The sequence below is a fragment of the Pseudomonas sp. Pseusp49 genome (assembly GCF_059491875.1).
In genome coordinates this window covers 6,012,958-6,028,679 of the sequence record NZ_CP168514.1, presented here as the reverse complement: position 1 = coordinate 6,028,679, position 15,722 = coordinate 6,012,958, and the positions used below count along the sequence as shown (strand labels likewise).

The following is a 15,722-nucleotide window of genomic DNA, read 5'->3' as shown; positions in this document are numbered from 1 at the left end:
TGGTTTGTTCTTAAATTTGTTAGTCGGTTGTTTTTGCGGTGGTCGGTTTGTTTTTTGGGTCTTTGTATTGATTTATAATAAGTTATGGGTGGGGTTTGTGTTGATTGATAAAGTTGAGGTGGTTATATTTGCTTCGCCTGCATGAGGCAGGTATTGCATATATAAGGGAATATTTGATGAAAGATTTAACTGACGATGAGCGTGCGTTGTGGGGTTTTTGCTTCACTCGGTCCATGTTGCGGTATATTAACGGAAGCACACCGGGTGGCGAAGTTGAGTTTGCGGCGGATTCGGCGGTGAGTGTGGCGACTGCGCTGATCCTGGCGCGACGTTCGCCTTCGAATGTTGCACGCGATAGTTTTGAGCAGCGGCTCTGGGATGATTATGCCGGGGAGGCAATGGTCAAGTTTACTGAGATTCGTTGGAAGCTTGAAAACAATATTGCCCTTGCTGGCAAAATTGCAAAGCAAATCGAAGTGGGTCTAATGACGTATCGTGCTGTTGATGGCGAGAACTTGCCAAGTTTCCCGATCGGCGGCTAAGACTCAATGTAATCTGTCAGGTTGGGCTGTTACTTGATGTCGGTGCGCTTCCTGATATCACTGCTGTGATAGGGTTGTCCGCCCAGAAGTTGTTTGCCTGGCATTATTGAAAAGATCGCAGCCTTTGGTCGCTTCTACAGAGTGAATGCTCATACAGGTGCGACTGAGGGCTGGGATCTTTTGCTTTATCTAGTACGCATATCGCAACATCGTATGCGGCAAATGCCGCAGCACGAAGAACCCGAACAATGCTACCAAGGCTGGGAGCACCAGCCACCAGACCTTGGGCGGCAAGGCGTTGAGCGGTTCCTTGCGCTGGATCAGCCACAGGCTGGCCGCACAGACACACGCCGCCAGCATTGCGCCAGCCAATACATCTGTCGGCCAATGCGCACCGAGGTATACCCGCGACAGCGCAATAGCCGTCGCTGGCAGGCATCCCACTAATAACCAGGTCAGGCGCATCCGGGGCGGTTGCCCGCGGCCGGCCAGAACGGCGAGGGTGAGGAACAGCGCGAAAGACCCTGACGCGTGGCCGCTGGGCATGCTGTAGCTGGTGAGCGGGTCGCTCAACACTTCGGGGCGCAAGCGGGCGAAAAAGTACTTGGTCGCGGTATTGGCCAGTGCCGTGAAGAGCAGTGTGCTGCCCGCGAAAATAGCGTGCCGCCATTGACGCGTCAGCAACAGCAAACCGGTCAGCAGCGCACTGAACAACAACATGTTGCGGAATTCGCCGATCAGCGTGAAGACCACCGCCACTTCATCCAGCAACGGTTTACGATGCTCCTGCACCAGCGTCATCACGCCTTGATCGAGTGCGGACAGGTGCGAATATCCGATAAACAACCCCGCCAGAATCAAAAGACTCATCCCGGTAATGAACAGCGTCGCGCGACGATGCCGGCGCAGGCTGCTGGTCGCGCTCAAGCCGATCATCAGAGCAATGCTGCCGACAACAACCCCGGCCTGGAACCAGAAGCCTTCGGGCAATGGCAAGCGGATTGCTGCGCCCGTGGCCCAGCCGGGCATCAGATAAGCCACCGACCACCCCGCACCGGCCAACAGGCTGACGGCGATGAAGCGTGGGAAGGGCATGTCACACATGCCAGCAACCATGGGTAACATCGGCCGTAATGGCCCGATAAAACGCCCGACCAGCAGGCTGGCGATGCCATAGCGCTGGAAATAGGCCTCTGCCCCGGCAATCCACTCCGGGTGATGGCGCAAACCGGGCAGGCGCCGGATATTCTGATGAAAGTGCCGTCCAAGGAAGTACGAAACGACATCGCCTAACACGCCGGCGAGAAAGCCCAGCAGCAAGGTTTCACTCAGTGGCAACGCTCCGCTGCCGGCCAGTACGGCGACGGTGAACAGTAAAACCGTGCCGGGGACGATCAGGCCGGCAATTGCCAGGCATTCCACAAAGGCCACCAGAAATATTGCTGCCGCCAGCCATTGCGGGTTGACCGTCAACCAACCGGTCACGCTATCGAGCCATTGGCCCATATAAACCACTCCATTGAATTCAATTGGCCCTTGGTGGGCAAACGCAAATTTTCGTAACGGCGCCGAACCCTGTGGGAGCGGGCTTGCCCGCGAATAGGCCCATTCAGTCGATATTGATGTCGCCTGACACTCCGCCTTCGCGGGCAAGCCCGCTCCCACAGAAACTCACTTTTACTTCAAGTTCGGGTAAGTCAGGACAGCACAAAATAATCGCGACCTTCGACTTGCCCCCGACGCAGCGGGTTGCGCGTGCAGTAAGCCGCGTAGGCTCCGTCGACGAAACGGTACATCAGGTGTTCATCGCGTCCGTGGGGGATGCCCAGGCGCGTGGTCTGGATGATGTGGGCGGGCGTCTGGCCGACGTGCTCTACCAGCAGTACTTCATGGTCGAAGCGTTTGGCGTCCCACACCGGCACTTTCAGGCCCAGCGCCTTGCAGAGCAGGGTTTGCCCGGCGCAGAGCTTTTGCGATGGGCGAGCGTGGCCCTGGGCATCGGGATTGTTCAACAGCATCTGTGCCAGGCTGGCCGGCCCGCTCAGTTCATCGACCCACGGATAGGCGGACTTGATCAGCACGGCGTTGCCGGGCCCTTGGGCGCTGAAATTGAGTGAATCGCCACCCCGGGCGTAATACATATAGATGTGGCCGCCATCCAGAAACAAAGCCTTACGCTTTTCTGTGTAGCCGAGGGACGCGTGGCTGCCTTTTTCCGCGCAGTAATAGGCTTCGGTCTCGATGATCCGGGCGCTGAGCCACAGGTCGCCCACTCGATGGCGAATGACTTTGCCCAGTAGGTCCCGGGCCAGAATTTGCGCGTCACGGTCGAAAAACGCGTCCGGGAGGCCCGCGGGCAGGCTCATGGCGGACGCTCGAACAGTCAGATTGGACATGATGGCCGGCATTTGTCAGGGCTGAATGAGTCGTGATGATAACAATTTGCAGCTTAATCCCGGCTGAACGTCGGCAAATACCCCTCCATTTCGACCATCCGCCCGTCACCGCTGTTAGTCCCGGGACGCGACAGCTATAATCTGCCGCTTTACTCTTTACCAAGACCTTATCAAAGACCACGCCAGACCATGACTGAGTCCGTTCTTGACTACATGACCCGCTTGGGTCGCGCTGCCCGCGAAGCTTCCCGCGTGATCGGTCGTGCCAGCACCGCGCAGAAAAACCGCGCCCTGCAGGCCGCCGCCAATGCGCTGGACGCTGCCCGCGCCGAGCTGACGGCGGCCAATGAGCTGGATCTGGCCGCCGGTCGCGCCAATGGTCTGGAGGCGGCCCTCCTTGAGCGTCTGGCACTGACCCCGGCGCGTATCGACGGCATGATCGTCGGCCTGCGCCAGGTGGCGGCCCTGCCGGACCCGGTCGGCGCGATCCGCGACATGAGTTTCCGTCCGTCCGGTATTCAGGTCGGCAAGATGCGCGTGCCACTGGGCGTGATCGGAATCATCTACGAGTCGCGGCCGAACGTGACCATCGATGCCGCCAGCCTGTGCCTGAAGTCCGGCAACGCGACCATCCTGCGTGGCGGTTCCGAGGCCATTCATTCCAATCGTGCCATCGCCGCCTGCATCCAGCGCGGCCTGGCCGAGGCCGATCTGCCGGCCGCGGTGGTGCAAGTGGTCGAAACCACGGATCGCGCGGCCGTCGGCGCGCTGATCACCATGCCTGAATACGTCGATGTCATCGTGCCCCGTGGCGGCCGTGGCCTGATCGAGCGCGTCAGCCGTGACGCCCGCGTACCGGTGATCAAGCATCTGGACGGTATCTGCCACGTTTACGTGAGTGAGCACGCCGACCTGGTCAAGGCCCAGCGCATCGCGTTCAACGCCAAGACTTACCGTTATGGCATCTGCGGTGCCATGGAAACGCTGCTGGTGGATCAAACCGTCGCCAAGGATTTCCTGCCGGCGATGGCCGTCCAGTTCCGCGAAAAAGGCGTCGAGCTGCGCGGTTGCGAGCGCACCCGGGCGATCATCGATGCTGTGCCGGCCACCGAGGAAGACTGGAGCACCGAGTACCTGGCGCCGATTCTGTCGATCCGCGTGGTCGACGGCCTGGAGCAGGCCATCGAGCACATCAACCGTTACGGCTCTCACCATACCGATTCGATTGTCAGCGAACACCAGGGCGACACCCGGCGTTTCGTGGCTGAAGTCGACTCGTCGTCGGTGATGATCAACACCCCGACATGCTTCGCCGATGGCTTCGAATACGGATTGGGTGCCGAGATCGGCATTTCTACTGATAAGCTGCACGCCCGTGGCCCGGTGGGCCTCGAAGGGCTGACCTGCGAGAAGTACATCGTGGTCGGCGACGGGCAGCTGCGCGGACAGGAGCCGGTCTGACTTGGGCGACTTCGACCCGTCAGCCCCGGTCACCGTCAGCGAGCCAGTGCCTCGCCGCATTGGCGTGCTGGGCGGAACGTTCGACCCGGTGCACATCGGCCATTTGCGCGGTGCACTGGAGGTCGCCGAAACCCTGGCACTCGATGAGCTGCGCCTGACACCCAGTGCCAGGCCGCCCCATCGGGACACGCCGCAGGTGTCGGCAAAAGACCGTCTGGCGATGGTCGAGTGCGCGGTGGCCGGTGTGGCGCCGTTGGTGGTGGACGCCCGCGAATTGCAGCGGGACAAACCGTCCTACACCATTGATACCCTGGAACTGATGCGCGCCGAACTGGCCGTGTCCGACCAGGTTTTTCTGCTTTTGGGCTGGGACGCTTTTTGCGGCCTGCCCACTTGGCACCGCTGGGAAGAGTTGCTCCAGCATTGCCATATCCTGGTGTTGCAACGCCCGGATGCCGACAGCGAACCGCCGGATGCCTTGCGCAACCTGCTGGCAGCGCGCTCGGTGAGCGACCCGCTGGCCCTCAAAGGGCCGAGCGGACAGATTGCATTCGTCTGGCAGACACCGCTCGCGGTATCCGCCACCCAGATCCGTCAACTGCTGGCCAGCGGTAAGTCGGTACGTTACCTGGTGCCCGACGCGGTCCTGGCCTACATCGATGCGCACGGACTCTACCGTGCGTCGAACTGAATAGGAGTGCCTCAAGGCACGTGGCAACAACGTGTATTGAAGCGCCCGAACAAACGAGCAAAACGAGTTTTATATGACGAGCAACAACGAAAGCAAAGTAAAACGCAAAGGCACATTCAAGAGCGCCCCGCTGCCGGAAAAGGTCCTCGCCGCCGAGCCGCCTAAAGGCGACGAGCTGGTCAAGATCGCCGTAGCCGCCCTGGAAGACGTCAAGGCCCAGGACGTGCTGGTGATTGATGTTCGCGACAAGCAGAGCATCACTGACTACATGATCATCGCCACCGGTACCTCCAACCGCCAGATCGGCGCGATGCTGGATAAGGTTCGCGAGGCCGTCAAAGCCCTGGGCATCAAGCCGCTGGGTGAAGAAGGCAAGGGCGACAGCGACTGGGTGCTGCTGGACATGGACGACGTGATCGTTCACATGATGACCTCCAACGCCCGTCAGTTCTACGACCTGGAACGCCTGTGGAAAGGTGCCGAGCAGAGCCGTGCGGCCGATGGCAAGCACCACAGCCCTGAAGTTGGTCACGAGCACTTCAACAAGCTCAATAAAGACCAGGAATAAGGGACCGCTGTGCGACTGCGACTGATCGCCGTCGGTTCACGCATGCCCAAGTGGGTGGAAGAAGGCTGGCATGAATATGCCAAGCGTCTTCCGTCCGAGCTGGCGCTGGAACTGGTGGAAATACCGCTCAATACCCGTGGCAAGAACGCCGACGTGGCCCGTTTCATCCGTCAGGAAGGCGAAGCCATGCTGGCCAAGGTCGGGCCGAACGAGCGCGTTGTCACCCTCGAAGTCCACGGCAAGCCCTGGAGCACCGAGCAACTGGCGGTCGAGCTCGATCGCTGGCGGCTGGACTCGCGCACCGTCAACTTCATGGTCGGCGGCCCCGAAGGGCTGGCGCCGGAAGTCTGTGCCCGGGCGGACCAGCGCTGGTCGTTGTCGCCGCTGACCTTGCCGCACCCGCTGGTGCGGATTCTGATCGGCGAACAGTTGTACCGTGCCTGGACCGTGCTGTCCGGTCACCCTTACCACAAGTAGTTCTGCGCCCTCATGACCCAGCCGATCCGCATCAAGGACCACGAAAAAGACGCCCGTCTGGTGCGTGGCCGCGTCGTGTTCGGGGCCATTGCAGTGGTGGCGCTGATCGGCGTGCTGATTGCGCGCCTGTATTTCCTGCAGGTGATCCAGTACGAGTATCACTCGACCCTGTCGGAAAACAACCGCGTCCATGTGCAGCCGATTCCGCCGACCCGTGGCTTGATTTTCGACCGCAATGGCGTGGTGATCGCCGATAACCGGCCCAGCTTCAGCCTGAGCATGACCCGCGAGCGGTCCGGCGACTGGCAGCAAGTGCTCGACGTGATCGTCGAAGTGCTGGAACTGACGCCCGAGGACCGGGTGGTCTTCGAGAAACGCATGCGCCAGGGACGTCGGCCGTTCGAGCCGGTGCCGATCCTGTTCGAGCTGACTGAAGAGCAGATCGCGCGGATCGCCGTGAACCAGTTCCGCCTGCCCGGGGTAGAAGTGGTCGCGCAATTGGTTCGCCACTATCCCCAGGGCGCGCACTTTGCGCACTCCGTGGGTTACATGGGGCGGATCAACGAGAAAGAGCTCAAGACGCTGGACCCGGTCAGCTACAGCGGCACCCATCAGATCGGCAAAACCGGCATCGAGCGTTTCTACGAGCCGGAACTGCACGGTCAGGTGGGTTACGAGGAAGTCGAGACCAATGCCCGGGGCCGCGTATTGCGGGTGCTCAAGCGTACCGAACCGGTTTCCGGCAAGGACATCGTCCTGAGCCTGGACATCAAATTGCAGGAAGCCGCCGAAGCCGCGCTCGGCGGTCGTCGTGGTGCGGTGGTGGCCCTGAACCCGAAAACCGGCGAGGTGCTGGCAATGGTCAGCCAGCCGAGTTTCGATCCGAACCTGTTCGTCACCGGCATCAGCTCCAAGGCCTATTCCGAGCTGCGCGATTCCATCGACCGGCCGCTGTTCAACCGCGTACTGCGTGGTCTGTATCCGCCGGGTTCGACCATCAAGCCAGCGGTGGCGATTGCCGGACTGGATTCCGGCGTGGTGACGGCGTCGACCCGTGTGTTCGACCCGGGTTACTACATGTTGCCCAACTACGACCACAAGTACCGTAACTGGAACCGTACGGGCGACGGCTTTGTCGATCTCGACACGGCGATCATGCGTTCCAACGACACCTACTTCTACGACCTGGCCCACAAGCTGGGAATCGATCGGTTGTCGTCGTACCTGAGCAAATTCGGCATCGGCCAGAAGGTCTCTCTGGACATGTTCGAGGAATCGCCAGGCCTGATGCCGACCCGCGAATGGAAGCGTGCGACCCGCCGCCAGGCGTGGTTCCCGGGGGAAACGCTGATCCTCGGGATCGGCCAGGGCTACATGCAGTCGACCCCGCTGCAATTGGCCCAGGCCACGGCGCTGGTCGCCAACAAAGGCATCTGGAACCGTCCGCACCTGGCCAAGACCATCGAAGGCGAGAAGCCGGTGGATGAGAACCCGATGCCGGACATCATCCTGCGCGATCCTTCCGACTGGACCAAGGTCAACCACGGCATGCAGCAGGTCATGCACGGCGCCCGCGGTACGGCGCGCAAGGCTTCGATCGGTGCGCAATACCGGATTGCCGGCAAGAGTGGTACGGCCCAGGTGGTCGCGATCAAACAGGGCGAGAAATACGACCGCTCCAAGGTTCAGGAACGCCATCGAGACCACGCCTTGTTCGTTGGCTTCGCGCCGGCGGACGACCCGCAAATCGTGGTGTCGGTGATGGTCGAGAACGGTGAGTCCGGCTCCGGCGTCGCAGCTCCCGTGGTGCGTCAGGTGATGGACGCCTGGCTGCTGGACCAGGACGGTCGCCTCAAAGCCGAATACGCCAGCCCTACCAGCGCGGAGGCTACGGCCCGTGATGAATAATTTTGATCGCATGCTCTCCAGTGAGGATGTGATGCGTCGTCGCGCGACGCTGCTGCAACGCATGCACATCGATGGCGTGTTGCTGATTTTGCTGCTGACCCTGGCTGCCGGCAGTCTGTTCGTGCTGTATTCGGCCAGTGGCAAGAGCTGGGACCTGCTGGCCAAACAGGCCACTTCGTTCGGTATCGGCCTGGTGTCGATGATCGTCATCGCTCAGTTCGAGCCGCGCTTCATGGCCCGCTGGGTGCCGGTCGGCTATGTGATCGGCGTGCTCTTGCTGGTCGTGGTGGATGTCATGGGGCACAACGCCATGGGCGCCACGCGCTGGATCAATATTCCCGGCGTGATTCGCTTCCAGCCTTCGGAGTTCATGAAGATCCTGATGCCGGCAACCATCGCCTGGTACCTGTCCAAGCGCACCTTGCCGCCGCAGCTCAAGCATGTCGGCATCAGTCTGATGCTGATCGGCATCCCGTTCATTCTCATCGTGCGGCAACCGGACCTCGGCACTTCGCTGCTGATCCTGGCCGGCGGCGCTTTCGTGCTGTTCATGGGGGGCTTGCGCTGGCGCTGGATCCTCAGCGTGCTGGCCGCCGCCGTGCCCGTGGCGGTTGCCATGTGGTTCTTCATCATGCACGACTACCAGAAGCAGCGAATCCTGACATTCCTCGACCCGGAGAGCGATCCGCTCGGTACGGGCTGGAACATCATCCAGTCCAAAGCCGCCATCGGCTCCGGTGGTGTGTTCGGCAAGGGTTGGTTGCTGGGCACCCAGTCGCACCTGGACTTCCTGCCGGAAAGCCATACCGACTTCATCATTGCCGTACTGGGTGAAGAGTTCGGCCTGGTAGGGATCTGTGCGCTGCTGCTGATCTACCTGCTGTTGATCGGGCGTGGCCTGGTGATTACCGCCCAGGCGCAGACATTGTTCGGCAAGTTGCTCGCGGGCAGCCTGACCATGACGTTTTTTGTTTATGTTTTCGTCAACATCGGTATGGTCAGTGGCCTGTTGCCGGTGGTGGGGGTGCCGTTGCCGTTCATTAGCTACGGAGGAACTTCGCTGGTGACGCTGCTGTCAGCGTTTGGGGTTTTGATGTCGATCCATACCCATCGCAAGTGGATCGCACAGGTTTGAATAAGGTGAAATTTTCAATGCAAGTAATGCGTGGCTGGGCGACTCGATTTGCGCCATGGGTCGGCCTGGTAAGCATCCTTGGCAGCGTGCAGGAAGCGTTGGCCGGCGACTACGAAGGCTCACCCCAGGTGGCCGAATTCGTCGGTGAAATGACCCGTGACTACGGTTTCGCCGGCGAACAATTGATGGGCGTGTTCCGCGAAGCCGAGCGCAAGCAGTCGATTCTGGACGCCATCTCGAAACCCGCCGAACGGGTCAAGCAGTGGAGCGAGTATCGCCCGATGTTCATCACCGACGCGCGCATAGCCCGTGGGGTGGACTTCTGGCGTCAGCACGAAGCGGTGCTGGCCCGTGCCGAGCAGGAATACGGCGTGCCGGCCCAGGTGATTGTCTCGATCATCGGCGTTGAAACCTTTTTCGGCCGAAATACCGGAAATTTCCGGGTGATCGATGCCTTGTCGACGCTGGGTTTCGACTATCCTCCCCGTGCCGAGTTTTTCCGCAAGGAATTGCGTGAGTTCCTGCTGCTGGCCCGCGAAGAGCAGGTCGATCCGTTGACGCTCAAAGGCTCCTACGCTGGCGCAATGGGCTTGCCGCAATTCATGCCGAGCAGTTTCCGCGCCTACGCGGTGGATTTCGACGGTGATGGGCATATCAACATCTGGACCAACCCGGACGATGCCATTGGCAGTGTCGCCAGTTACTTCAAGCGTCATGGCTGGGTCGCCGGCGAACCGGTGGTGAGTCGCGCCGATGTCCGTGGCGATCAGGTTGACGAAGGTTTGACCGCAGGCATCGAACCGACGAAAACCGTCGGGGAGTTGCGAGCCCTGGGGTGGTCAAGTCATGATGCGCTGCGCGATGATATGCCGGTTACTGCTTTCCGCCTCGAAGGCGACAATGGCCCCGAGTACTGGATGGGCCTGAAGAATTTTTACGCAATCACGCGATATAACCGCAGCGTGATGTACGCCATGGCCGTACATCAACTGTCTGAACAGCTGGTCCAAGCACGGGGCGTCAAGTAATGCGGGCATTGCCTATCAATAAACCCCTGAAGCTGATGGCATTCGCCGCGCTGGCAGTGCTGGTCGCCAGTTGTTCGACCAGCCGCGCGCCGGCCCAGAAGTCCACCACTGCCGTACGCGCGACGCCGGGGCTGGACATCAACCGTGCCCACAAGGATGGCGCACCATGGTGGGACGTCGATGTGTCGCGCATCCCGGACGCCACGCCGACCCTGCACACCGGCCCCTACAAGGCCAACCCATACACCGTGCTGGGGAAGACTTACTTCCCGTTGCAGGAATCCAAGACCTACGTGCAGTCGGGTACGGCGTCCTGGTACGGCACCAAGTTCCACGGTCAGAACACCGCCAACGGCGAAGTGTATGACCTGTACGGCATGAGTGCCGCGCACAAGACATTGCCACTGCCGAGTTACGTCCGGGTGACCAACCTGGACAACAACAAGAGCGTGATCCTGCGAGTCAACGACCGCGGTCCGTTCTACTCGGACCGGATCATCGACTTGTCCTACGCTGCCGCGAAGAAACTCGGTTACGCCGAAACCGGCACGGCGCGGGTCAAGGTCGAAGGCATCGATCCACAGGCGTATTGGGCGGCCAAAGGCCGTCCGGCACCATTAATGCTCAACGAACCGAAAGTCGCGCAGAATAGCGCCCCGGTGATCACGGCCTCGGCCGGCACTGTCGAGCAATGGACACCACCGCCGCAGCAACACGCCGCTGCGGTCGTGCCGGTTCAGATCGATGCAAAAAAAAACGCTTCTGTACCAGCCTCTGGCCAGTATCTGCAGGTGGGCGCGTTCGCCAACCCGGACGCTGCAGAACTCCTGAGATCGAAGCTCAGCGGGATGGTGAGCGCTCCGGTGTTCATCAGCTCGATCGTGCGCAATCAGCAGACCCTGCACCGGGTTCGCCTGGGCCCGATCGGATCGCCGGGTGAAATCCAGCAGGTGCAGAACAGTGTGCGCCTGGCCAACCTTGGTTCGCCAAGTGTGGTCACGGAGTAAGCAATACGTAGAACTTGATTGACGATTCACCAGCGATTGGGGGGTGAATCAGGTTGTTGGCTCGTTGAAGAACAAAAGCCCGGCAAGGGTTACAGAGTGAGCAACTGAACACGCGATGACTCGTTAGAAAGTCATCTGATTAGTTTTGCCCTTGGGCAGTTTCCATTAGCGATTTCGAGAGACGGATGAACATCACCACCTTTGCCAAACGCCTGTTCCTGTTAGTCCCGCTGCTCCTCTCACCTGCCGCTTTCGCGGCTGAGATGATGCCGTCGCCACCACAATTGGCCGCCAAGGCCTACGTGCTCATGGATGCCAGCAGCGGCAACGTGCTGGTCGAGAACAACGGTGACCAGCGTCTGCCACCGGCCAGCCTGACCAAGCTGATGACCGCGTACATTGCGACCCTGGAAATCCGTCGTGGCCAGATCGGTGAAAACGACCCGGTGACCGTCAGCGAGAACGCCTGGCGCACCGGTGGTTCGCGGATGTTCATCAAGGTGGGTTCGCAAGTCACTGTCAGCGACCTGCTGCACGGCATCATCATCCAGTCGGGCAACGACGCCAGCGTCGCGCTCTCCGAGCACATCGCCGGCAGCGAAGACGCCTTCGCCGACCTGATGAACAAGACCGTCGCCGATCTGGGCATGACCAATACTCATTTCATGAACCCGACCGGCCTGCCGAACCCTGAGCACTATTCGTCGGCTCACGACATGGCTGTGCTGGCCCGTGCGATCATCCACGAAGACCCGGCTCACTACGCGATCTACTCGCAGAAAGAGTTCTTCTGGAACGGCATCAAGCAACCCAACCGTAACCTGCTGCTGTGGCGCGACAAGACTGTCGATGGCCTGAAGACCGGCCACACCGACGAAGCCGGCTACTGCATGGTGTCTTCGGCAGTACGTGATGGCATGCGCCTGATCGCCGTGGTGTTCGGCACCAACAGCGAAGTGGCCCGTGCCGCCGAAACCCAGAAGCTGCTGACCTACGGTTTCCGTTTCTTCGAAACCCAGACTTTCTACCAGAAGGGTACCGAGCTGGCTCAGGCTCCGGTCTGGAAAGGCGCCACCAACCAGGTCAAGGCCGGTCTGGCTGAAGACCTGACCATGACCCTGCCAAAAGGCCAGCTGAAAAAGCTTGCCGCCAGCATGACCATGAACCCGCAACTGGTTGCGCCAATTGCCAAGGGTGACGTGATTGGTAAAGTCGAAGTCAAACTGGAAGACAAGGTGGTGCACAGCGCCGACCTGATCGCTCTGGATGGCGTCGAAGAGGGTGGTATCTTCCGTCGCATGTGGGATAGCATCCGTCTATTCTTCTACGGCTTGTTCAACTGATAGTGTGCTCCTGCAAGGCCCCGTGCTGATCCGGCGCGGGGCTTTGCCGTCGCCACGGCTTACGCTTACGAGGCCGTTACGCCATGACCGATACCGAAGTAAAGGCGCCAAAGATCGAATTCCCTGCCACTGATTATCCAGTCAAGGTGATCAGCGACACGGGTGTGGGCAACAAGGACAGAATCATCGACATCGTCAGCAAGCACGCCAAGATCAACGACGAGCGTATTGACGAGCGCCAGAGCAGCAACGGCAAATACACCACCATTCAGTTGCACATCGTCGCGACCGACCAGGACCAGCTGTACAACATCAACAGCGAACTGCGGGCCACCGGTTTCGTGCACATGGTGTTGTGATGTCCGGCACGCTGGGCTTTCGCGAGCTCGGCCAGATGGCTTACGAGCCGGTCTGGCATGCCATGCAACGCTTTACCAACGAACGCGGCACCGATGTCGCCGACGAGGTCTGGCTGGTGGAACACCCTGCGGTGTTCACCCAGGGCCAGGCCGGCAAGGCCGAGCACTTGCTGCTTCCCGGTGATATTCCGGTGGTGCAGGTCGACCGTGGGGGGCAGGTGACCTACCACGGCCCGGGCCAGTTGGTGGCTTATCTGCTGCTGGACGTGCGCAGGTTGGGGTTTGGCGTGCGCGATCTGGTCAGCCGGATGGAGCAATGCCTGATCGAGCTGCTGGCCAGTTACGGTGTCACCGCCGCGGCCAAGCCCGATGCACCGGGTGTCTACGTCGACGGGGCGAAAATCGCCTCCCTGGGTCTGCGGATCCGCCACGGCTGTTCCTTTCATGGCCTGGCCTTGAACGTGGACATGAACCTGGAACCGTTTCGACGGATTAATCCCTGCGGCTACGCCGGGCTGGCGATGACCCAGCTGAGCGATCACGCAGGATCGATTGAATTTGCCGAGGTAAGTGCCCGGCTGCGCGCGCAGCTCGTCAAACACCTCGACTATGCTGAGCAGACGACCCTTACGGGCGGAATCGACTGATATGACTACTGATGCAGTGCAAACCATGATCCCGACGCTCGATGTCACCGAGCGCCCGGCCCCGCGTCCCAAGGTTGAAGCCGGCGTCAAGCTGCGCGGCGCCGAGAAGGTTGCACGCATCCCGGTGAAGATCATTCCGACCACCGAACTGCCGAAGAAGCCGGACTGGATTCGCGTGCGCATCCCGGTTTCGCCGGAAGTCGACCGCATCAAGGCCCTGCTGCGCAAGCACAAGCTGCACAGCGTGTGCGAAGAAGCGTCCTGCCCGAACCTGGGCGAGTGCTTCTCCGGCGGCACCGCGACCTTCATGATCATGGGTGACATCTGCACCCGTCGTTGCCCGTTCTGCGACGTCGGCCACGGCCGTCCGAAGCCACTGGACGTCAACGAACCGGAAAGCCTGGCCATCGCCATTGCCGATCTGCGCCTGAAGTACGTGGTGATCACTTCGGTGGACCGCGACGACCTGCGCGACGGCGGTGCCCAGCACTTTGCCGATTGCATCCGCGAAATCCGCAAACTGTCGCCGAACGTGCAGCTCGAAACCCTGGTTCCGGACTACCGTGGCCGCATGGACATCGCCCTGGAAATCACTGCCGCCGAGCCGCCGGATGTGTTCAACCACAACCTGGAAACCGTGCCGCGCCTGTACAAGGCTGCGCGTCCGGGTTCGGACTACCAGTGGTCGCTGACCCTGCTGCAACGCTTCAAGCAAATGATGCCGCACATTCCGACCAAGTCCGGGCTGATGCTGGGCCTGGGCGAGACCGACGAAGAAGTCATCGAAGTCATGAAGCGCATGCGCGAGCACGACATCGACATGCTGACCCTCGGCCAGTACCTGCAACCGTCCCGCAGCCACCTGCCGGTGCAACGCTTCGTGCACCCGGACACCTTTGCCTGGTTCGCCGAGGAAGGCTACAAGATGGGCTTCAAGAACGTTGCCTCGGGTCCGTTGGTGCGTTCCTCGTATCACGCCGACGAGCAGGCCAAGCTGGTCAAGGCCGAGCTGATGTCGTCCTGATCTGCGCACGGAAATGAAAAACGCCCGCACGGTATTAGCCTTGCGGGCGTTTTTTTGCCTGGCCTACGGCGCTGGCCGCTTTTTCCTGCAACCTGCGGGGAGACTGACCCTCTTCAGTTTGTCCCCGTTCCTGACTACTGTGTGCTGACGTGTTTACGCAGGGAGATTCACGAATGACCGCTCGACCGACCCACACCCTTTGCCCCCATGCTCCCGTCCCGGCACTGCCGTCGGAAGGCATGATCGGCGTTATCGCACCCGCCGGTCCCGCGACACTGGACACCGACAAGGCGCTGCAATGGATGTGTGCGCGAGGTTACTCACTGAAAGTGTTTCCCGGGGTCTACGAGAAAGACGGCTACCTGGCCGGCAGCGACGACGTGCGGCTCAATGACCTGCACGCTGCATTCGCGGATCGTGAGGTCGATGCCATCATCTGCCTGCGCGGAGGTTACGGCACGCCCCGGCTGCTTGATCGCATCGATTTCCAATTGCTACGGGACAACGCCAAGCCGTTCATCGGCTACAGCGACATCACTGCCCTGCATTTGGCGATCAGTCGCTATGCCGGCTTTGTGACATTTCATGGTCCATTGCTCAATGCCGACCTGTTGGGTGGCAAGCAAATACCAACGGAGTCTTCCTTTTTCAACATGCTGCGCGGGCAGGTGAGGGCGGGCTCGGTGCTGGCGCATCCGGTGGCCTACCCGCTGACCACGATCGAGCCGGGCGTCGCTCATGGGCGTTTGCTCGGAGGCAATCTGGCCATGATCGCAGCGACCATGGGCACGCCCTACGAGATCGATGCCGAGGGTGTCATTCTGCTGATCGAGGACATCAACGAGCCGCTGTATCGCATCGACCGGTTGCTGACCCATCTGCGGCTGGCGGGTACGTTGCACAAGCTGCGCGGCGTATTGGTCGGGGATGTGGCGGGGGTGGAGGTGGCCGCGCTGGACAGGTTGCTCAAGCAGACCTTCGCGCCATTGAAGATTCCGGTGTTGTCCGGATGGCGCAGCGGGCATTGCGACCCGAATCTGACGCTGCCCATGGGGGCGTTGGTCAGGCTGGATGCGGGGAATCAGGAGTTGATGTTGGAGCAGGATGTGGTAATCCGGTAAGCGGTGAAAATATCG

The 15,722-nt window shown here is 60.6% G+C and carries 16 protein-coding genes; 14 read left to right on the top strand and 2 right to left on the bottom strand.

The genetic code is table 11. The annotated features are described in order from the left end of the window. Positions 1–176 precede the first annotated feature (176 nt). Positions 177–542: a hypothetical protein gene (locus ACEN83_RS26890; protein WP_116581877.1), complete on the top strand. Its 366-nt coding sequence runs from the start codon at positions 177–179 to the stop codon at positions 540–542. Between the two features lie 189 nt (positions 543–731). Here ACEN83_RS26890 and ACEN83_RS26885 read toward each other — a convergent pair whose 3' ends face one another. Both ACEN83_RS26885 and ACEN83_RS26880 read right to left on the bottom strand, forming a co-directional pair. Next, positions 732–2,048 carry a bifunctional DedA family/phosphatase PAP2 family protein gene (locus tag ACEN83_RS26885; RefSeq protein WP_007975904.1) on the bottom strand — a complete coding sequence of 439 codons (1,317 nt, stop codon included), beginning with the start codon at positions 2,046–2,048 and terminating at the stop codon, positions 732–734. 191 nt (positions 2,049–2,239) lie between these two features. Next, complete coding sequence (locus tag ACEN83_RS26880) at positions 2,240–2,938, bottom strand: DNA-3-methyladenine glycosylase (RefSeq protein WP_495578853.1); 699 nt, start codon at positions 2,936–2,938, stop codon at positions 2,240–2,242. Between the two features lie 189 nt (positions 2,939–3,127). Here ACEN83_RS26880 and ACEN83_RS26875 point away from each other — a divergent pair, with 189 nt between their 5' ends. The 13 genes from ACEN83_RS26875 (at position 3,128) to ACEN83_RS26815 (ending at position 15,707) form a co-directional block, all read left to right on the top strand. Continuing rightward, positions 3,128–4,399 carry a glutamate-5-semialdehyde dehydrogenase gene (locus ACEN83_RS26875; protein ID WP_495578852.1) on the top strand — a complete coding sequence of 424 codons (1,272 nt, stop codon included), beginning with the start codon at positions 3,128–3,130 and terminating at the stop codon, positions 4,397–4,399. 46 nt (positions 4,400–4,445) lie between these two features. Beyond that, the gene (nadD, locus tag ACEN83_RS26870) at positions 4,446–5,090 is read left to right on the top strand and encodes a nicotinate-nucleotide adenylyltransferase (RefSeq protein ID WP_218486080.1); all 645 of its coding nucleotides are present in this window, start codon (positions 4,446–4,448) and stop codon (positions 5,088–5,090) included. Positions 5,091–5,163: 73 nt separating this feature from the next. Beyond that, on the top strand, positions 5,164–5,658 hold the full coding sequence (rsfS, locus tag ACEN83_RS26865; protein WP_007975896.1) for a ribosome silencing factor: 495 nt from the start codon (positions 5,164–5,166) through the stop codon (positions 5,656–5,658). A 9-nt stretch (positions 5,659–5,667) separates the two neighbouring features. After that, a complete protein-coding gene (gene rlmH, locus ACEN83_RS26860; RefSeq protein WP_007937439.1) occupies positions 5,668–6,135 on the top strand; it encodes a 23S rRNA (pseudouridine(1915)-N(3))-methyltransferase RlmH in 468 nt (155 codons plus the stop codon). A gap of 12 nt (positions 6,136–6,147) precedes the next feature. Next, on the top strand, positions 6,148–8,043 hold the full coding sequence (mrdA, locus tag ACEN83_RS26855) for a penicillin-binding protein 2 (protein ID WP_007975894.1): 1,896 nt from the start codon (positions 6,148–6,150) through the stop codon (positions 8,041–8,043). A gap of 31 nt (positions 8,044–8,074) precedes the next feature. Then, positions 8,075–9,178, top strand: coding sequence for a rod shape-determining protein RodA (gene rodA, locus ACEN83_RS26850; RefSeq protein WP_050549215.1), 1,104 nt, complete (start codon positions 8,075–8,077; stop codon positions 9,176–9,178). A 17-nt stretch (positions 9,179–9,195) separates the two neighbouring features. After that, positions 9,196–10,206 carry a lytic murein transglycosylase B gene (gene mltB, locus ACEN83_RS26845; RefSeq protein ID WP_104451328.1) on the top strand — a complete coding sequence of 337 codons (1,011 nt, stop codon included), beginning with the start codon at positions 9,196–9,198 and terminating at the stop codon, positions 10,204–10,206. Continuing rightward, positions 10,206–11,213 carry a septal ring lytic transglycosylase RlpA family protein gene (locus ACEN83_RS26840; RefSeq protein WP_495578851.1) on the top strand — a complete coding sequence of 336 codons (1,008 nt, stop codon included), beginning with the start codon at positions 10,206–10,208 and terminating at the stop codon, positions 11,211–11,213. Before mltB ends, ACEN83_RS26840 begins: the two co-directional genes overlap by 1 nt. Before the next feature lie 185 nt (positions 11,214–11,398). Then, the gene (locus ACEN83_RS26835) at positions 11,399–12,556 is read left to right on the top strand and encodes a D-alanyl-D-alanine carboxypeptidase family protein (RefSeq protein WP_007975884.1); all 1,158 of its coding nucleotides are present in this window, start codon (positions 11,399–11,401) and stop codon (positions 12,554–12,556) included. A gap of 83 nt (positions 12,557–12,639) precedes the next feature. Then, entirely contained in the window at positions 12,640–12,915 is a 276-nt protein-coding gene (locus tag ACEN83_RS26830; RefSeq protein WP_007975882.1) for a DUF493 domain-containing protein, read from the top strand. Further along, on the top strand, positions 12,915–13,562 hold the full coding sequence (lipB, locus tag ACEN83_RS26825; RefSeq protein WP_007975880.1) for a lipoyl(octanoyl) transferase LipB: 648 nt from the start codon (positions 12,915–12,917) through the stop codon (positions 13,560–13,562). Before ACEN83_RS26830 ends, lipB begins: the two co-directional genes overlap by 1 nt. Positions 13,563–13,587: 25 nt before the next feature. Beyond that, positions 13,588–14,586, top strand: a complete 999-nt coding sequence (gene lipA, locus ACEN83_RS26820) for a lipoyl synthase (protein ID WP_162130289.1) — start codon at positions 13,588–13,590, stop codon at positions 14,584–14,586. 173 nt (positions 14,587–14,759) lie between these two features. Continuing rightward, a complete protein-coding gene (locus ACEN83_RS26815) occupies positions 14,760–15,707 on the top strand; it encodes a S66 peptidase family protein (RefSeq protein WP_495578850.1) in 948 nt (315 codons plus the stop codon). The last annotated feature ends 15 nt before the right edge of the window (positions 15,708–15,722 follow it).

What these genes read in the sequence shown, in the direction of transcription:
- ACEN83_RS26890 (WP_116581877.1), top strand. Translation starts at nt 177, where the DNA reads ATGAAAGATTTAACTGACGATGAGCGTGCGTTGTGGGGTTTTTGCTTC.
- ACEN83_RS26885 (WP_007975904.1), bottom strand. Translation starts at nt 2,048, where the DNA reads ATGGGCCAATGGCTCGATAGCGTGACCGGTTGGTTGACGGTCAACCCG.
- ACEN83_RS26880 (WP_495578853.1), bottom strand. Translation starts at nt 2,938, where the DNA reads ATGTCCAATCTGACTGTTCGAGCGTCCGCCATGAGCCTGCCCGCGGGC.
- ACEN83_RS26875 (WP_495578852.1), top strand. Translation starts at nt 3,128, where the DNA reads ATGACTGAGTCCGTTCTTGACTACATGACCCGCTTGGGTCGCGCTGCC.
- rsfS (WP_007975896.1), top strand. Translation starts at nt 5,164, where the DNA reads ATGACGAGCAACAACGAAAGCAAAGTAAAACGCAAAGGCACATTCAAG.
- mrdA (WP_007975894.1), top strand. Translation starts at nt 6,148, where the DNA reads ATGACCCAGCCGATCCGCATCAAGGACCACGAAAAAGACGCCCGTCTG.
- rodA (WP_050549215.1), top strand. Translation starts at nt 8,075, where the DNA reads ATGCGTCGTCGCGCGACGCTGCTGCAACGCATGCACATCGATGGCGTG.
- mltB (WP_104451328.1), top strand. Translation starts at nt 9,196, where the DNA reads ATGCAAGTAATGCGTGGCTGGGCGACTCGATTTGCGCCATGGGTCGGC.
- ACEN83_RS26840 (WP_495578851.1), top strand. Translation starts at nt 10,206, where the DNA reads ATGCGGGCATTGCCTATCAATAAACCCCTGAAGCTGATGGCATTCGCC.
- ACEN83_RS26835 (WP_007975884.1), top strand. Translation starts at nt 11,399, where the DNA reads ATGAACATCACCACCTTTGCCAAACGCCTGTTCCTGTTAGTCCCGCTG.
- ACEN83_RS26830 (WP_007975882.1), top strand. Translation starts at nt 12,640, where the DNA reads ATGACCGATACCGAAGTAAAGGCGCCAAAGATCGAATTCCCTGCCACT.
- lipB (WP_007975880.1), top strand. Translation starts at nt 12,915, where the DNA reads ATGTCCGGCACGCTGGGCTTTCGCGAGCTCGGCCAGATGGCTTACGAG.
- lipA (WP_162130289.1), top strand. Translation starts at nt 13,588, where the DNA reads ATGATCCCGACGCTCGATGTCACCGAGCGCCCGGCCCCGCGTCCCAAG.
- ACEN83_RS26815 (WP_495578850.1), top strand. Translation starts at nt 14,760, where the DNA reads ATGACCGCTCGACCGACCCACACCCTTTGCCCCCATGCTCCCGTCCCG.